The organism is Bacillus sp. FSL K6-0069 (assembly GCF_038007785.1).
GTDB lineage: Bacteria > Bacillota > Bacilli > Bacillales > Bacillaceae_G > Bacillus_A > Bacillus_A mobilis.
Window position 1 is genome coordinate 4121726 of sequence record NZ_JBBOXN010000001.1, and the last position, 17834, is coordinate 4139559.

Annotated in this window: 16 protein-coding genes; 2 read left to right on the forward strand and 14 right to left on the reverse strand. The window is 37.6% G+C overall.

Annotated elements, in window-relative coordinates; all coding sequences use genetic code 11:
* Window positions 1–20: 20 nt before the first annotated feature.
* The 12 genes from mtaB to gpr all read right to left on the reverse strand — a co-directional run bounded on the left by mtaB (window position 21) and on the right by gpr (window position 13461).
* Window positions 21–1373, reverse strand: coding sequence for a tRNA (N(6)-L-threonylcarbamoyladenosine(37)-C(2))-methylthiotransferase MtaB (mtaB, locus tag MHB74_RS21180; protein WP_061677306.1), 1353 nt, complete (start codon window positions 1371–1373; stop codon window positions 21–23).
* A 6-nt stretch (window positions 1374–1379) separates the two neighbouring features.
* Window positions 1380–2129 (reverse strand): 16S rRNA (uracil(1498)-N(3))-methyltransferase, encoded by a 750-nt coding sequence (locus MHB74_RS21185; protein WP_061677305.1) that lies wholly within the window; start codon window positions 2127–2129, stop codon window positions 1380–1382.
* A gap of 144 nt (window positions 2130–2273) precedes the next feature.
* Window positions 2274–3212, reverse strand: coding sequence for a 50S ribosomal protein L11 methyltransferase (prmA, locus tag MHB74_RS21190; RefSeq protein WP_061677303.1), 939 nt, complete (start codon window positions 3210–3212; stop codon window positions 2274–2276).
* Between the two features lie 28 nt (window positions 3213–3240).
* Entirely contained in the window at window positions 3241–4359 is a 1119-nt protein-coding gene (gene dnaJ / locus MHB74_RS21195; protein WP_061677301.1) for a chaperone protein DnaJ, read from the reverse strand.
* 193 nt (window positions 4360–4552) lie between these two features.
* On the reverse strand, window positions 4553–6388 hold the full coding sequence (gene dnaK, locus MHB74_RS21200; protein WP_061677299.1) for a chaperone protein DnaK: 1836 nt from the start codon (window positions 6386–6388) through the stop codon (window positions 4553–4555).
* Window positions 6389–6414: 26 nt separating this feature from the next.
* Entirely contained in the window at window positions 6415–6981 is a 567-nt protein-coding gene (gene grpE, locus MHB74_RS21205; protein ID WP_061677297.1) for a nucleotide exchange factor GrpE, read from the reverse strand.
* A gap of 114 nt (window positions 6982–7095) precedes the next feature.
* On the reverse strand, window positions 7096–8112 hold the full coding sequence (hrcA, locus tag MHB74_RS21210; RefSeq protein WP_000954946.1) for a heat-inducible transcriptional repressor HrcA: 1017 nt from the start codon (window positions 8110–8112) through the stop codon (window positions 7096–7098).
* Between the two features lie 133 nt (window positions 8113–8245).
* Window positions 8246–9385, reverse strand: coding sequence for a radical SAM family heme chaperone HemW (gene hemW, locus MHB74_RS21215; RefSeq protein ID WP_061677295.1), 1140 nt, complete (start codon window positions 9383–9385; stop codon window positions 8246–8248).
* Window positions 9386–9436: 51 nt separating this feature from the next.
* Window positions 9437–9811 (reverse strand): winged helix-turn-helix transcriptional regulator, encoded by a 375-nt coding sequence (locus tag MHB74_RS21220; protein ID WP_001293536.1) that lies wholly within the window; start codon window positions 9809–9811, stop codon window positions 9437–9439.
* Window positions 9812–9961: 150 nt separating this feature from the next.
* Window positions 9962–11785: an elongation factor 4 gene (lepA, locus tag MHB74_RS21225; RefSeq protein ID WP_061677293.1), complete on the reverse strand. Its 1824-nt coding sequence runs from the start codon at window positions 11783–11785 to the stop codon at window positions 9962–9964.
* Window positions 11786–11995: 210 nt separating this feature from the next.
* Window positions 11996–12361, reverse strand: coding sequence for a YqxA family protein (locus MHB74_RS21230; RefSeq protein WP_081110177.1), 366 nt, complete (start codon window positions 12359–12361; stop codon window positions 11996–11998).
* Window positions 12358–13461, reverse strand: a complete 1104-nt coding sequence (gpr, locus tag MHB74_RS21235) for a GPR endopeptidase (protein WP_061677289.1) — start codon at window positions 13459–13461, stop codon at window positions 12358–12360. The genes MHB74_RS21230 and gpr overlap by 4 nt, the downstream gene beginning before the upstream one ends.
* A 181-nt stretch (window positions 13462–13642) precedes the next feature.
* On the opposite strand from gpr, the gene rpsT reads away from it, so the two are divergent.
* Window positions 13643–13900 carry a 30S ribosomal protein S20 gene (gene rpsT / locus MHB74_RS21240; protein ID WP_001274014.1) on the forward strand — a complete coding sequence of 86 codons (258 nt, stop codon included), beginning with the start codon at window positions 13643–13645 and terminating at the stop codon, window positions 13898–13900.
* A gap of 82 nt (window positions 13901–13982) precedes the next feature.
* Here rpsT and holA read toward each other — a convergent pair whose 3' ends face one another.
* Window positions 13983–14993, reverse strand: coding sequence for a DNA polymerase III subunit delta (gene holA, locus MHB74_RS21245; RefSeq protein WP_061677286.1), 1011 nt, complete (start codon window positions 14991–14993; stop codon window positions 13983–13985).
* Window positions 14994–15340: 347 nt separating this feature from the next.
* Between holA and MHB74_RS21250 the strand changes: the two genes are divergently transcribed.
* Entirely contained in the window at window positions 15341–15475 is a 135-nt protein-coding gene (locus MHB74_RS21250) for a YqzM family protein (RefSeq protein WP_000997609.1), read from the forward strand.
* A 29-nt stretch (window positions 15476–15504) separates the two neighbouring features.
* On the opposite strand, the gene MHB74_RS21255 is transcribed toward MHB74_RS21250, so the two are convergent.
* Window positions 15505–17826 carry a DNA internalization-related competence protein ComEC/Rec2 gene (locus MHB74_RS21255; RefSeq protein ID WP_061677284.1) on the reverse strand — a complete coding sequence of 774 codons (2322 nt, stop codon included), beginning with the start codon at window positions 17824–17826 and terminating at the stop codon, window positions 15505–15507.
* Window positions 17827–17834 lie beyond the last annotated feature (8 nt).

A 17834-nucleotide genomic window follows, 5' to 3' on the forward strand; every position in this document is an offset into this window, starting at 1 on the left:
CCGCTGATTAAAGTTTCACTTTATGCGCTTGCTGATTCTTTTTTTACATCATCTTCAAGAACACGAACAAATTGCGCTTCGTTATATGGATAACCAGCTTTCGTAATTTTCACTTTCACTAGTTTACCAATTAATTCTTCTGATCCTTCAAATACAATTTTCAAGTAGTTATCTGTATAACCTACATATAACCCTTCGCGGTCGCCCTCTTTAAATTGCTCTTCTGGAATGATTTCAAGTACTTCGCCTTCAAACTGTGACGCATACTCTTTTGCTAATTGATTAGATAGTTCAATTAAACGGTGAACACGATCGTTCTTCACATCTTCAGGAACTTGATCTTCCATACGCGCTGCAGGTGTTCCCGTACGTTTTGAGTAAGGGAATACGTGTAACTCAGAGAAGCGATTCTCTTTAATGAAATTGTATGTTTCCATGAATTCTTCTTCTGTTTCACCTGGGAAACCAACGATTACGTCCGATGTAATCGCAAGACCTGGTAACGCTTCTTTCAAACGATCTAAACGCTCTTGGAAAAATTCCATCGTATACTTACGACGCATACGTTTTAATACTGTATTAGATCCAGATTGCAACGGAATGTGTAAGTGACGTACAACTACTTCAGACTTATCTAACACTTCAATTACTTCATCTGAAATCTGACTCGCTTCAATAGAAGAAATACGAAGACGTTTTAATCCGCCTACTTCCGCTTCCATATCACGAAGTAATCCAGCTAAGTTATAATCTTTAATATCTTCACCGTACCCACCTGTATGAATACCTGTTAATACGATTTCTTTATAACCTGCATCTACTAATTGCTGCGCTTGTTTAATAACTTCTTTCCCATCACGAGAGCGCATTAAACCACGCGCCCAAGGAATAATACAGAATGTACAGAAGTTATTACAACCTTCTTGTATTTTTAAAGATGCACGTGTACGATCCGTGAAATAAGGTACATCCAGTTCTTCGTATACACGTGTCTTCATAATGTTGCGGACGGCATTAATTGGCTGACGCTCTTTGCGGAATTCTTCGATGTATCCTAACATCTTTTCGCGATCCTGTGTACCAACTACAATATCTACACCTGGAATCGCCATAATTTCCGCTGGAGATGTTTGTGCATAACATCCAGTTACACAAATAACCGCATCCGGGTTTTGGCGAACAGCACGTCTAATAACTTGACGACTTTTCTTATCTCCCGTATTCGTTACTGTACACGTATTAATAACGTATACATCAGATTTCTTTTCATATTCAGTTCTTTCATATCCACCTTGTTTAAACAATTGCCAAATGGCTTCTGTTTCATAGTGGTTTACTTTACAACCTAACGTATGGAACGCAACAGTTGACATTGATCATCACCCCATCAATTCAAAATGATACGAAGCAGCACTTAACGCGTATAACGGCGCCGTTTCTGTTCTTAAAATTCTTGGTCCTAAACTACATGGTACAAATTTATGTTCACGAAGCGTTGTAATCTCTTCCTCAGCTAAACCGCCTTCTGGGCCAAATACAATCAATAGCTTTTGACCTGGTTTCATCGTCGTTAAAGCTTTCGCAAAGTTAGATTTCTCGCCTTGTTTTGCTTCCTCTTCGTAAGCAACAAGACAAACATCATACTCACTACTCATCGAAAGCAATTGTTTAAATGATGCCGGAGCATGTACTTCTGGAACTTCACTTCTATGTGATTGTTCCGCAGCTTCTTTCACAATTTTTCTTAAACGCTCAACTTTTTTATCAGCTTTTTTCGCATCCCATTTTACAATAGAGCGAGATGCTTGAAATGGTAAGAATGCAGCTGCCCCAAGCTCAGTTCCTTTTTGAAAAATTAACTCTAGCTTGTCTCCTTTCGGCAGTCCACTTGCAATCGTCACGAAAACAGGAAGTTCACTTGACGCCTCTACCCATTCTACAATAGCCGTATTAATAAATTCACTGGTAATTTCATCAATTGAACATACGGCTGTTTTTCCGTTTACACAGCAATAAATGTGATCACCAGCTGACATACGCATCACTCTTGCGATATGATGTACGTCATCACCTACAATGCGAATACTTGTCTCATTTACATATTTCTCTTCTACAAAATAACGTTGCATATAATCACCTTAGTAGAGTTTCGTTCCTTTCGTAAGTCAATACTTACGAAAAGAACGAAACGTTATCATTTTTCATATAACAAACGGCAAGTCCCTCACTTTATAGTGAGAGACTCCCCTTTTCATTATAGACTAAAATCTATATTACGCATTTCGTGCAATAATTGCTACCCAATCTTCCATTCGTAACACTTCTTCAATTGTAAATCCGGCTTTTTCTAGCGCTTCAGAAATTACTTTTTCCTTCGCAGCAATGATACCCGATGTAATAAATAATCCGCCCGACTTCACAACTCTCGCTGCATCTTCAGGGAATAATAGAATAATTTCTGCTAATAAGTTAGCTACGATTAAATCAACAGGACCTTCAATGCCTTCTAAAAGACTATTTTGCCCAACAGACACGATATCATCTGTTTTATTTAAACGTACATTCATTTCTGCACTTTCCACTGCAACCGGATCTAAATCATACGCTTGAACAGAAGACGCACCTAATTTTGCTGCTGCAATACTAAGTACACCAGAACCTGTTCCTACATCAATAATAGTGTCACCTGGCTGAACTGTTTTTTCTAAAGCACGAATACACATCGTTGTTGTCGGATGAGTTCCCGTTCCAAACGCCATACCTGGATCTAATTCAATAATTTTTTCTTCCGGAGAAGATGGTGTATATTCTTCCCACGTCGGCACAATTGTGAATGTATCAGAAATTTGTACTGGATGGTAATACTTTTTCCAAGCAGTAGCCCAATCTTCTTCATTGACTTCGTTAACGGTAATATTTCCAGTACCAATTTCGATGTCGTAAGATGGAAGCATATCAATAGATGATTTTACACCCGCAATCGTTTCCTGTAAAGAATCCGTTTGCGGGAAATATGCTTTTATTAATACACCTTCCGCCGGATATTCATCTGGGTTCAATGCATAAATTTCACCATATTGTTGCTCGCGCTCTTTCGTCAACTCCGCTGGATCCTCAATCGCAACTCCACTAGCACCAGCTTCATGTAAAATATGAGAGACAGCTTCTACTGCTTCTTCTGTTGTATGAATACTAACTTCTGACCATTTCACAATTTACCAACTCCATTTTTTATTTCCATTATTCCCCTTTGAAAGCACGTTTAAGCTTTCCAAATAGACTATCATCCTGCTCTTCTTGTCCCGCAAATTCACGTAATAAATCTTTTTGATGTGAAGTTAATTTCGTCGGTACAACAACACGAACAACTACATATTGATCTCCTTGACCGTATCCGCGTACGTTCGGAGCACCTTTTCCTTTTAGGCGGAATTCTGTTCCTGTTTGTGTTCCTGCTGGAATTTTCAGCTTCACTTTCCCATGAACAGTAGGAACTTCCACTTCAGCACCAAGTGCCATTTGCGCAAATGTTAATGGCATTTCGCAAATAATGTGATCTCCTTCACGCTCAAAGAATTCATGATTTCTCACATGAACAACAACATATAAATCTCCTGCTGGTCCGCCATTTACGCCCGCTTCACCTTTTCCAGATACGCGAATTTGTTGACCATTATCGATACCTGCTGGAATCTTAACGTTAATTTTTTTACGTTTACGCACTTTACCAGAACCGTGACATGTCGTACATTTTTCTTTAATCATTTGACCAGTTCCTGAACAATGACCACAAGCTTGACGGTTTACGATACGACCAAATGGTGTATTTTGTTCTACACTTACTTGCCCTGAACCTGAACAATGTTTACATGTTTCTTTTGAAGTTCCTGGTTTCGCTCCGCTACCTTTACAAGTATCACATGGATCTTCAACTGGAATCTCGACATTTAATTCTTTACCAAAAATAGCTTCTTCAAACTCTAAAGTAACTTGATATTGTAAGTCAGCACCTTGACGCGGAGCATTTGGATCACGACGTCTACCGCCACCACCGCCGCCAAAGAACGAACTAAAGATATCTTCGAAACCGAAGCCACCGCCGAAGTCTCCTCCGCCGCCAAAACCACCGAAACCTTGATTTGCACCAGCATGACCAAATTGATCATATTGCGCGCGCTTTTGATCGTCGCTTAATACTTCATATGCTTCTTGTACTTCTTTAAACTTTTCAATTGCATTTTCTTCTTTACTTACGTCTGGATGGTATTTTTTAGCCAAACGACGATACGCTTTTTTTATTTCATCTTTTGAAGCACCCTGGCTAAGTCCAAGGACCTCATAATAATCTCGTTTACTCATAAATTTACAACCCCCGAATCTTTCACATAAACGTAATTTTAACACCGAAAGAAAGTGCTTTGCAACAAAGTTTCCTCACTTACAGTATGCAAAGTAAAAAACTTAAGAACCTCACACTTTTCTTCTCATTCATGAAAAAAGCCAAAGCCAAGGCACGCTTGACTTTGACTTTTTGTCATCTTACTTATTTATATTACTTATCTTCTTTTACTTCTTCAAACTCAGCGTCTACTACATTGTCTTTCTTCGCGCCAGCATCTTGTGCTCCTTGTGCACCTTCTGCTTGCCCTGTAGCTGCTTGAGCTTGCTCGTATAATTTAACACTTAATTGTTGTACGATTTCTTGTAAAGCGTCTTTTTTCGCACGGATGTCCTCAAGCTCGTTCTTCTCGATCGCAGCTTGTAGTGCTTCTTTCGCTTCTGTTGCTTTTGCAACTTCAGCTGCATCCACTTTACCTTCTAAATCTTTTACAACTTTATCCGTTTGGAATACAAGTTGGTCCGCTTCGTTACGAAGTTCAACTTCTTCCTTACGTTTTTGGTCAGCGTCAGCATTTGCTTCTGCTTCTTGTACCATACGATCTACTTCTTCATCAGAAAGACCTGAAGAAGATTGGATTGTAATAGCTTGCTCTTTACTTGTTCCTAAGTCTTTTGCACGTACGTTAACAATACCGTTCGCATCAATATCGAATGTTACTTCGATTTGTGGAATACCACGTGGTGCTGGCGGAAGGTCTGTTAATTGGAAACGACCTAATGTTTTGTTGTCAGCTGACATTGGACGCTCACCTTGTAATACGTGAATGTCTACTGCCGGTTGGTTATCAGCAGCTGTTGAGAATACTTGTGACTTACTTGTTGGAATTGTAGTGTTACGCTCGATTAATTTCGTGAACACACCACCCATAGTTTCAATACCTAAAGAAAGTGGAGTTACGTCTAATAATAGTACGCCTTCTACATCACCAGTAAGTACGCCACCTTGAACTGCAGCACCTAATGCTACAACTTCATCAGGGTTTACACCTTTATATGGTTCTTTACCAGTTTCACGTTTAATAGCTTCTTGTACAGCTGGGATACGAGTAGATCCACCAACAAGGATAACTTTATCTAATTCACTTGGAGCAAAACCAGCGTCTTTTAATGCACGACGAGTTGGCTCTAACGTTCTTTCAACAAGACCTGCTGAAAGCTCTTCGAATTTCGCTCTTGTTAACGTTAATTCTAAGTGTAATGGACCAGCAGCTCCAGCACTAATGAATGGTAATGAAATTTGTGTTTGTGTTACGCCAGAAAGATCTTTTTTCGCCTTTTCAGCTGCATCTTTCAAACGTTGAAGCGCCATTTTATCTTGGCTTAAATCAATGTTATTTTCTTTTTTGAACTCAGCTACTAAGTGGTCAATAACAACTTGGTCAAAGTCATCTCCACCAAGACGGTTGTCACCAGCAGTTGAAATAACTTCGAATGTTCCGTCTGCTAACTCAAGGATAGATACGTCAAATGTACCGCCACCTAAGTCATATACTAAGATTTTTTGCTCTTCATCTTGTTTTTCTAAACCGTAAGCAAGTGCTGCTGCTGTTGGTTCGTTAATGATACGCTCAACTTCTAAACCAGCGATACGACCAGCATCTTTTGTTGCTTGACGTTCTGCATCGTTGAAGTATGCAGGTACTGTAATAACAGCTTTCGTAACTGTTTCACCTAAGTATGCTTCAGCAGAAGCTTTTAGGTTTTGTAAAATGATTGCAGAAATTTCTTGAGGTGTATAATCTTTACCTTCAACTTCTACTTTGTAGTCTGTACCCATATGACGTTTAACAGACATGATTGTATTTGGGTTTGTAATTGCTTGACGCTTTGCAACTTCCCCAACTTGACGCTCTTCATTTTTGAAAGCTACAACAGATGGTGTTGTACGGTTTCCTTCTGGATTTGGGATAACCTTTGGTTCTCCACCTTCCATAACAGCTACACAAGAGTTTGTTGTACCTAAGTCAATACCGATAATTTTACTCATGGCGAATCCTCCTACTTTTATGTAAATTATTGATTTACTTTTACCATTGATGGGCGAATCACACGGTCTTTTAGTTTATAACCTTTTTGGAATTCTTCAACTACCGCGTTTGATTCAAATTCACTATCTTCCACTTGCATAATAGCTTGGTGTTCATTAGGATCGAACTGTTTACCAACAGATTCAACCACTTCAACGCCTTCTTTAGTCAACGCTTCTAACAATTGACGATGCACCATTTCCATACCTTGTAACAAGGATTTCGTTTGCTCATCAGTCGCTTCCACTTGCATCGCTCTTTCAAAATTATCAAGAGCTGGCAAAATGTCTGAAACTAGACTTTGTGCTCTATATTTTTCAGCAGCCTGTTTATCCATTTGGACACGACGCTTATAATTTTCAAAATCAGCTTGTAGACGTAATGTGCGACCTTCCGTTTCCGTTAGTTTCGCTTGTAACTCATCTACTTTTTCTTGTAAAAGAGCAGCCTCACTTTTTTCTTCTACAGTTTTTTCACTGTTTTCTGTCGTGACAGCTTCTTCAACCTGCGCTTCTTTTACTTCTTCTACCACTTGTTCGTTACGCTCTTCCACAATATTCACCTCCTTAAAAGGTATTAGGTATTATGCTGAACACAATTACCTAAGCATTATATATTACACACAGCAATGAAAATTTCATTACTTGAGCGAATGTATTACTCTCATTTACTTTTTAAGTCCATCAGTAAATTGTCTCGTAAATAACTGTAACAAACTAATTACCCGAGAGTATTGCATTCTTGTCGGACCTAAAATAGCAATTGTTCCAAGTTGCTCTTCTCCAATCGAATATGTTGCAGAAATTAAACTACAATCTTCCATAGCCGTCGCAGAGTTTTCCCTACCTATTTTCACTTGAATACCTACTTGTTTATGACGCAAAATGTCATAAAACTCGGCTTCATTATCAATCATCGTCAGTAAGGATCTTACTTTGTGAATGTCATGGAACTCTGGTTGCGAAAGCATATTTGCTTTGCCTCCAAAGTATATCTTTTCCGATAAAGGAACTTGAAATGTACCATCTAACATTTTTATTGCACTATCGTAATTATGAACATACCCACGTAAAACTGTAACAATCTCTTTAAAGATTTTGTTATGCAATTCTGCCATTGGTACGCCCGACAGCTTTTCATTTAAAATATTAACCATTTTTTCTAAATCTGATAAATCAACAGATTCCGGAACGGTAATCGTTTTGCTTTGTACATGCCCTGTATCCGTTACAATAATAGCGACTGCAGTTTGACGATCAAGCGGTACAATTTGTACGTTTTTAAGTTTATTTGTGCTTAACTTCGGCCCAAGAACAATGGCCGTATAATTCGTAAGCTCTGATAAAATTTGAGCCGATTGCTGTGCAATCTTTTCTGCTTCAAAAATTCTTTCAGCAAATAAATCTTTAATTTGTACAATTTCATCGTTCGGTAAGTTTTGCGGCGCTAAAAGATGGTCTACATAAAAACGATATCCTTTTTCAGAAGGAACACGCCCTGAAGAACTATGCGTTTTTTCAATAAATCCTAGTTCTTCTAAATCAGCCATTTCATTTCGAATAGTAGCTGAACTAAACGTAATTTCATCTTTCTTAGCCAACGTCCTCGACCCAACAGGTTGCGCTGATCCAATAAAGTCATCAATAATTGTTTGTAAAATTAAGAGCTGACGTTCCGTAAGCATCTCATCATCACCTCTGTTAGCACTCTTTGTCTTCGAGTGCTAAATCTATTAATAACTTACCAAAATTGACATTCAATTGTCAACGGAAACGTCACGAAATAATGAAACTTTTTCACGTCAATGGAACATTTAATTAGTCAATCAAAAATGATTGGAATACTTCATTCCCTAATAATTTTCCTTTTCGCGTTAAATGAACATATCCATCGCTCTCTTCAAGCAACCCTTGTTCTTCGTTGCTTTGTAACTGCTTCGCGAAAACTTGATCCATTTCCATATTAAATTTCTTTTGAAATCCTATTTTAGATACACCTTTTGTTTTTCGAAGTCCTAAGAACAACTCTTCTTCCATTCTTTCTTTCTCCGTCACCGCGTGAACATCTAAATACGGAAATCCAGTTTCATCGATTTTATTGAAGTATTGCTTGAGCGGTCCTACATTTTGGATACGTTCTCCATTTACATAACTATGTGCCCCAGCTCCAAATCCATAATACTCTTCATTATTCCAGTATGTGAGATTATGTCTACTTTCATTATCACCTTTTGAGAAATTGCTAATTTCATACTGGATATAGCCGTGTTTCTCCATTTCATCCATTACCATTTCGTACATTTTTGCTTCATGGTCTTCACCTGGAAGTCTTAATTTCCCTTTATTCATTAAGTTATAAAACACAGTTTTCGGTTCCACAATTAATGAATAGGCCGAGAAATGTTGTACACCGAGCGTAAAAGCAATGTCTAGCGTTTCTTTCACGTCTTCTATCGTCTGCCCTGGCAGAGCATAAATAATATCCACATTTATATTTTTGAAGCCCACTTCCTGCGCTTCTCTAATCGCTACAAATGCATCTTCCCTCGTATGCTTGCGCCCAATTTTCTCAAGCAATTCATCTCGAAATGTTTGCACACCAAAACTAATGCGGTTCACTCCACCTTCTAGCAATACATGTAACTTCTCTTTCGGTAAATCACCTGGATTCGCTTCAAATGTTAATTCACAATTCGGAGCAAATGGACGTAAGCGACGGTTTATAATATCGAGTAACTTTTTTGTCTGCTCCATATTTAACGCTGTCGGAGTTCCTCCACCAACAAAAATCGTTTTCATACTATCAAATGGTACCTTTTGGACTGTATTTATTATTTCTTTCTCTAAATACTCTAAATATTGATCGACCGGTTGGCGTTCAATAAATACTTTATTAAAATCACAATAGTGACAAATATGCTGACAAAACGGAATATGAATATATGCAGCTTGCACCAAATATAACTCCTACCTTTCTAAAAAGAAAACCTCCGCGCTCGGGAGGCTTCTTTACTTCTCTAACGTATTACGAATTTGCTCCATTCGCATTTTTCCCCAATCATACATCATTTCAACGATTGGTAAAAGCGACATGCCTAATTCCGTCATATAATACTCCACTCGCGGAGGAATTTCTGGGTATACTGTTCTGTCAACAATCCCATCTTCCATTAACTCTTTTAATTGATTTGACAAAACTTTATGAGAGATGCTTGGGAATAATCGTTGTAATTCACTAAAACGATGAGGCCCTTCCACACCAAGATGCCACAGTATCACAACTTTCCACTTCCCACTAATAATAGAAAGCGTCAATTCCTTTTCACAATTAAAATTACCATTTTGTATTTTCTCGTGAATATCTTTTCGAATATTTTCGGACATTAACAAACTCCTAACTCTATATGAACTAAAAAGCTCTCTCACTATTGTAAATGAGAGAAACTACGTTGTCTAAAAAGTAATGATATAAAAAAGAAGCCGTATAGACGACTTCTTTTTTTATATCAATTCGCATGAAATAACAATCAATTATTAATTATCATCCATTTTCAGTACAGCCATGAATGCTTCTTGCGGTACTTCTACAGAACCAACAGACTTCATACGTTTTTTACCTTCTTTTTGCTTATCAAGAAGTTTACGCTTACGAGAAATGTCACCACCGTAACATTTTGCAAGTACGTTTTTACGCATCGCCTTAATTGTAGAACGTGCTACAACTTTGTTTCCGATAGTCGCCTGAATTGGCACTTCGAACTGTTGTCTCGGAATTAATTCTTTTAATTTCTCTACGATTACTTTACCACGGTCATACGCTGAATCACGGTGTACGATAAATGATAAAGCATCCACTTGTTCATTATTTAAAAGAATATCCATTTTCACAAGTTTAGATGGTTTATAACCAATTAACTCGTAATCAAATGATGCATACCCTTTTGTATTTGATTTCAATTGATCGAAGAAATCATATACGATTTCTGATAATGGGATTTCATACGTTAATGTAACACGTGTTTCATCTAAATATTGCATATCAATAAACGTTCCACGTTTACCTTGGCAAATTTCCATTACAGCTCCAACATAGTCATTCGGCACCATAATTGAAGCCTTCACAAAAGGCTCTTCTACGCGATCGATAGACTGTGGATCTGGCATATTAGATGGATTATCAACAATTACATCTTCACCGTTTGTTAAATACACTTTATAAATAACGCTTGGCGCTGTTGTAATTAAGTCAATTTTAAATTCACGTTCAATACGCTCTTGAATGATTTCCATGTGAAGAAGTCCTAAGAATCCACAACGGAAACCAAATCCTAGTGCTTGAGATGTTTCTGGTTCAAACTCAAGTGCAGAATCGTTTAACTCTAATTTTTCTAACGCATCACGTAAGTCGTTGTAACGTGCAGAATCGATTGGATATAAACCACAGAATACCATTGGATTTAATTTACGATAACCTGCTAACGGCTCTGCAGCTGGACGTTTCGCATGTGTAATCGTATCACCAACGCGTGTGTCACCAACATTTTTAATCGATGCCGCTAAGAAACCTACATCACCTACAGTTAACTCATCACGTTGCGTAGTCTTCGGTGTAAATACACCTACTTCTGTTACTTCAAATTCTTTACCAGTTGCCATCATACGTACTTTATCGCCAACTTTTACCGTTCCATTTATAACACGGATATAAGCAATTACACCGCGGTACGGATCATATAAAGAGTCAAAGATCATACATTGTAACGGCTCTTCTGAATCACCTGTTGGTGCTGGTACTTTTTCAACGATTTGTTCTAAAATATCTTCAATACCAATACCAGCTTTCGCTGAAGCAAGTACAGCTTCTGATGCATCTAAACCAATTACATCTTCTACCTCTTGACGCACACGTTCTGGGTCTGCACTTGGTAAGTCGATTTTATTAATAACCGGTAAAATTTCTAAATTGTTATCAAGCGCTAAGTATACGTTCGCTAACGTTTGCGCCTCAATACCTTGCGCTGCATCCACTACAAGAATTGCACCTTCACAAGCCGCTAAACTACGAGATACTTCGTACGTAAAGTCGACGTGTCCTGGTGTATCAATTAAGTGAAGAATATATTCTTCACCGTCTTTTGCTTTATACGTTAACTGTACTGCGTTTAATTTAATTGTAATACCACGCTCACGCTCTAAATCCATAGAGTCAAGCAATTGAGCTTTCATTTCACGTTGTGTTAACGCGTTTGTTTTCTCTAAAATACGGTCTGCTAACGTTGATTTTCCGTGATCAATATGAGCAATGATAGAGAAATTACGAATTTTGGACTGTCTTTTTGCTCTTTCTTCTTTGTTCATCTATGTTCTCAACTCCTAATAGTCTCGCCAATATACACTAGCACTGATTATATCAATAGAGCAGCAAAGATTCAATGAAAACTCGTGCTGCTTACAATACAAATCATTCTATCTATATCTTATGCGAACAAACCATAAGAGACAAACCTTTTTCAAATTAAAAAACGGCTGTCGTACAAAATGGTAAGACAACCGTTCTTCTTGCTACCCTTAACTAAAGATCTCTTTCACTTTCCCAATAACTATATCCGTTCCAAACTTTGTTACTTCATAAGTAGCACTTGCTATTGCCATACCAATTCCTTCTACAACATTAAAACTCTTTAAGCTTTCTAATTGTTTTTGTTTTTCGGTAACGGAAAACGAACTTCCCAAAATTTCTGATTCGGCACCCGCACCCTCTGTTCCTGTCATATGAGCGATTTGTTCATACGACATTTGCTGATAACCTTTCATACTTTTCAAACCATGATTAGCAAGTGCCACCCCTGCTATTATCATGAGTAAACATATGGCCACACTACATATACATAAAAGCGAAAAGCGGCTTACATGATGATCGTCTCTTCCCATCAATGCGTATATGCGCCTGTATTATCTTGGTCAATTTGATGATGCAAGGCTGCATTTAAACCACTCGCTATTACATTTGCCATATCTTCTATGAAAGCATCCACTTCTTTCGGAGTCACCATTAAATTATGGCCAAGAGGAGATAACACTTCATAAATTAATTTTCTCTTCTCTTCATCTTCCAGTGTACCTACAGCACCTAAAAACATATTCCGACTCTTTTCATCCGGCATATCTTCTTCTGTTAACTTTTTCTTTTCTCCAAATGTAAAGCCAGCTGGTAACAAAGATCGGGAAGGTTTGTTTCCTTCCTTCATCTCCCGTCCAAAATGTTTCAAAATAAAATCAATTGTATCGCTTGTAATCGAAACGGCATCTACCACAGTCGGGACACCAATCGCAATAACAGGAATACCCAATGTTTCTTTACTAAGTTCCTTACGCTTATTCCCAACACCCGATCCAGGATGAATTCCCGTATCAGAAATTTGTATCGTGCTATTTACTCGTTCAATAGAACGAGCAGCTAATGCATCAATTGCAATGACAAAGTCTGGCTTTGTCTTCTCAATGATTCCATAAATAACATCGCTCGTTTCAATCCCTGTAATTCCCATTACTCCCGGCCGAATTGCACTAACAGGTCTAAACCCTTCTTCTACACTTTCAGGCTGCAATTGAAACAAGTGTCTCGTTACCAATACATTTTCTACAACTATCGGCCCAAGCGCATCTGGCGTTACATTCCAATTCCCCAGACCAACAATTAAACAACTCGCTTCTTTCGTAACACCAACATCTTCTAAGAAATAAGAAAATTCTTTTGCAAAAATGCGCTCTACTTTTTGTTGCAGCTCTGTATCTTGTTGACGTATACCTTGTACTTCAAGTGTTAAATAATTTCCAGGTTTTTTACCCATTGATTCAGAGGCAACTTCATCAATCGTTACTTTCGTAATGGTAATACCTTCTTCTTCCCTCTCTTTTACAATAACTCCTTGTATTCCATTTTGCTCTTCTTGGCGCTCTTGCAACATTTGATGTGCCTCTACAGCAAGGTCAGTTCTAACACTATATTTACTTAAATCTAATGGTTCTTTCATCGTATCTCCTCCGTAATTCATAGTAAATATCGTTAGATTTCCCAAAGTTATATAAGGTCATTCTTTCCTTTACGTGAAATTTCATTGATATACTATTGCAATTCTCTTCACCGTTTGATAGAATATCACTTGTTCTATGTTAAGAATCGAGTCATTCGATTGCACCAGGGAGGTGAAAAGTATGGCAAACATCAAATCTGCTATCAAACGCGCTAAACTTAGCGAAGAGCGTCGTTCACATAACGCTTCTATCAAGTCTGACATGCGTTCTGCTGTTAAAACTGTAGAAGCTTTAGTTACTAATAACGATCTTGAAAATGCTAAAGAAGCTTTCAAAACTGCTTCTAAAAAACTTGACAAAGCAGCTCGTAAAGGTCTTATCCACCAAAACGCTGCAGCTCGTCAAAAATCTCGCTTAGCGAAACAAGTAAACGCGTAAGGCGTTTAAAAAACGATCCATTTGGATCGTTTTTTTATATACAAAAAAGTTCACGTGCTAAGCACGTGAACTTTTTGTTTCATTACATATGATTTAACCGCATTAAGAAAAACTCAAGCACAAGTTTCTTATCCATTTTTCCAGTTTTCATACTATAATCAGCTTCCGCTAATTCTATAATCACTTTTTTTAATTCTTCAAAAGAGAAAAACTTCGTTTGATTCATCGCTAACTTTACACGATATGGATGCACACCAATATGAGACGCAATTTGATTTTGTCCATAACCACGCTGCTGTAACTCTTTCACTTGATGCAGCAAGCGGAATTGACTTACTAATAATGCAAGCAGTTTAATGGGTTCTTCTTGCTGCGTAAATAATCCATCCAATATTTGCATCGCACCCGCGATATCTTTTTTTACCACTTTTTCTGTCAAAGCAAACACATTTTGCTCAACTGATTTTGGCACCAGTTCTGCAACAAGTTTCGGGCTAATCTCTCCGCCCATACCGACGTATAACGTTAACTTGTCCATTTCCTTCGCCAACATCGTTACATTACTTCCCACAAGCTCTAACAACAAACTAACAGCTGCATTATCAATATGCACGTGCACTTCATCTGCACGAGCCACAATCCACTTCTGAACATCCTGCACTTGCATCGCATTCGCTTCTACTACGTCCGCTGTTTTCTTTAATAATTTTGTAATTTTTTTTCGTTCATCAAGTTTTTCATAAGGCGCAACAAAAACAAGAATAGAAAATGGAGACGGCTCCCCAATATATTCTTCCAAAATTTTTATATTTTGCTCTAACTTTTCTTTTTGTGAAGTTAAAAATAGTGGTGATTTTATTAATAGCACTTTACGTTCTCCGAAAAAAGGAAGTGTACGTGCATCCTCAACCACATCTTCTAAATATGCTTCTTCTAAATCGTATGTCACAACATTAAACTCGCGATCTTCCTCTTCAAGCGCTTCTGTTGTAATAAGCTTTATCGTTTCATTTATAAAAAACGCTTCCGTTCCATACACTAAATACAACGGAGCAAACTGCTTTTTTTTAATCTTTTTATGTACATCACTCATACTTTTTCCTACTCCCTAACTTGGCAATATATATTTATACTAATGCCCTAGCTTTCGTTTTACAAGTACAAAGGAACAGGCTGTATAACCCGTCCCTTTATTTATATTAAACGCCACGCAATAAGTCCCGGGTTTCTTATTGGTGTGCGGTAATCACCTTCCCTTTATTATTCACAATAAAAATTCGAGTATAAGTGCCAACTGTTAACATGCTTGGAAACAAAAAACTCACGTTCCTTCATGATCTAAAAGTAGTAAGAACGCTCGATTTCTCTTCACACTGGAAATTGTAGATTTTTTTCTGACAATATTTTATACTAAAGTGGAATGTTGGGGAGGGATTCTAAATGAATGATTTTGAACAAAACGTTCAAAGTAAACGCAATGACGCTATTGATTCAGGGGTAGGATTTATCGTCTCATTTGGTTTTTTCGCAACACTTTTCATCATTGCAACTGTTATTAAATTTATCGGCTCTTAAAGACTGCTGCTTACTGGCAGTCTTCTTTTTTATCTATTATGTGTTTCATCATATGTGATTTTGCTACGAAAGGTTCCGTGTTCCGCTTTAAAAACATAGGAAATGGCGCCCTGCTTATCTGTACGCCATATTTCAATCCCCATCTTCTCAAAACGCTCTATAACTTCCTTATGAGGATGCCCATACCTATTACGTTCACCGACAGAAATAATCGCTACATCAGGCTTTACAGCGCTCAAAAAAGGCGCTATAGATGACGTGTTACTCCCATGATGAGCAACCTTTAAAACATCGGCCCGTAAATCTGGATACGTAGCTACTAAAAACCGCTCTCCTTCTTCTTCTAAATCACCCGTAAACAGCCACGTTAACCCTCCTAATTTTGCCCATATTACAATTGAAGCGTTATTTTCACTTCTTGCTTTTCCTGTTGGAGCTAACACAAAAAATTCCGCTTCATTTACACTCCAACTCTCTCCTTCCCCCATTTCACTTATTTTCACTTCCTTTTCTAACGCCTGTTTCTTTAACACTTTTTCTAATACCGCCTCTTGTTCTTTTCGGCCAAATACAACTTCTTTTACAGTTATATTTGATAATAACTCTTGCGCAGCACCTATATGATCCGCATCTCCGTGCGTTACGATTAATTTATCGATTGTTTTAATCCCTTCCTTTTGTAAATAAGGGATTAAAATATCATTTCCAACAGAAAATTCATGCTTTTTCCGTTGCCATTCTTCCTTATTTACACGAATTGTTCCACCAGTATCAATAAGATAAATCTCTTTGTCATACGGGAGGCGAATTAATATTGCGTCTCCCTGTCCAACATCAAGAAATGTCACACTCCCACTTTCTCGAAAATACGGATATACATAATGACATGTACAAACAAAAAGAAATATACCCGAAGCTATGAACATAATTTTCTTCGACACTCGCCTTTCCCAAACCATCAATATACTAACAATACTCGCGCAATATAGAGCTACAAGAAGTAAAGGCGTTTGTCCGAAAACAAAGCGAATAAACGGTAAATTTTCACAATGAATTAGAAAATCATTAGAAAGATTCAAACCTATCGATAGTACATTCGCAAGTCCTTTTGCAAGAAATGGGACGATTGGTATGCATACCAAAATAATAATACTACACGGCAATACAATGAGAGATAAAAACGGAACGTATATGATATTAAGAAAAATACTATATGGGGAAAAATAACCGAAGTGATATAACAAAATCGGAGTACTAACGATTTGTGAAATAAGAGAAATATAAATGGAATTTCGGATTACTCCATTACTACTCTCTAGTAAAAGCGGGGCTGATAAAAGTAAAGCAAAACTACCAACGAAAGAAAACTGAAAGCCGATATTAAAAACAAGATACGGATCAAATATAAGCATACATATAGCTGTGGCACTTAAAGCATCTAAGCTAGATAAACGAATAGAACATATGAAAGCAATCAACATGAAAACCCCTGTTATAGAAGCTCTTATAACAGACGGGGATGCTCCTGCTAAAATCATATATAGAGGAATGCAAAAGATAAGACATACTGTCGCTATCTCTCTCGTCACACCACTTCTTAGCAAAATAAAATACACAATCACCATTAACAATACGATATGCGATCCTGAAATCGCCAACAAATGTACAAGACCAAATTGCTGATATTGCTCTTCAACTTCAAATGTCATTTGTTGTCTATCACCAAATACTAACGCATTCATAAAAGCACCTGATTGCGCCGGAAACATTTCTGTAACTCCCGAGATCACTTGTTGTCTCAAAAGAAGAATCCATTGCACGAGTGACAACGATGTTTTATGGCATTCAGAAATATATGTAGCCTCCAATATGAAATGAATATTTTGCTTATACAAATAATCACGATAATTAAAACCATGAAAATTCCGAGCTATTGGTGGTTCTTTCCTCTCCCCTTCGAATACACATGATACTCCTGCATGTAATTGTCGCAGTTGTTTCTTTTCCGAGGCTGATTTAATTTTGTAACTTAACTGCACTATATTTTTATTCTGATCTTCAACTTGAAATGATAGGCGATCCCCGTTAATAAGAGGTGTATTGTGTATCACCCCTCTTGTAGCTTCGTAGGACTCTCCTAAAGGCTTGTTTTGCCCTTGAACATACGTAGTGTACATAGCGCCACTAAAACACGCTATCATACAATATAGGAAGGTTTTACGCGAAGTACGATATAAACAAAAGAAAACATACAAAACGAGACAACAAGTCAGCACTAAAACTGAAGTGGAAAAGGCAATTGCAATCCCTATTATAAATGAGATTGCAACATAGCCCCATTGTCCATGCAACTTATACT

Coding starts and splice junctions, on each gene's coding strand:
- MHB74_RS21250 (WP_000997609.1), top strand. CDS start 15,341: ATGAATGATTTTGAACAAAACGTTCAAAGTAAACGCAATGACGCTATT.
- MHB74_RS21220 (WP_001293536.1), bottom strand. CDS start 9,811: ATGTCCGAAAATATTCGAAAAGATATTCACGAGAAAATACAAAATGGT.
- holA (WP_061677286.1), bottom strand. CDS start 14,993: ATGAGTGATGTACATAAAAAGATTAAAAAAAAGCAGTTTGCTCCGTTG.
- lepA (WP_061677293.1), bottom strand. CDS start 11,785: ATGAACAAAGAAGAAAGAGCAAAAAGACAGTCCAAAATTCGTAATTTC.
- mtaB (WP_061677306.1), bottom strand. CDS start 1,373: ATGTCAACTGTTGCGTTCCATACGTTAGGTTGTAAAGTAAACCACTAT.
- MHB74_RS21185 (WP_061677305.1), bottom strand. CDS start 2,129: ATGCAACGTTATTTTGTAGAAGAGAAATATGTAAATGAGACAAGTATT.
- dnaJ (WP_061677301.1), bottom strand. CDS start 4,359: ATGAGTAAACGAGATTATTATGAGGTCCTTGGACTTAGCCAGGGTGCT.
- dnaK (WP_061677299.1), bottom strand. CDS start 6,388: ATGAGTAAAATTATCGGTATTGACTTAGGTACAACAAACTCTTGTGTA.
- gpr (WP_061677289.1), bottom strand. CDS start 13,461: ATGAAAGAACCATTAGATTTAAGTAAATATAGTGTTAGAACTGACCTT.
- rpsT (WP_001274014.1), top strand. CDS start 13,643: ATGGCAAACATCAAATCTGCTATCAAACGCGCTAAACTTAGCGAAGAG.
- hrcA (WP_000954946.1), bottom strand. CDS start 8,112: ATGCTTACGGAACGTCAGCTCTTAATTTTACAAACAATTATTGATGAC.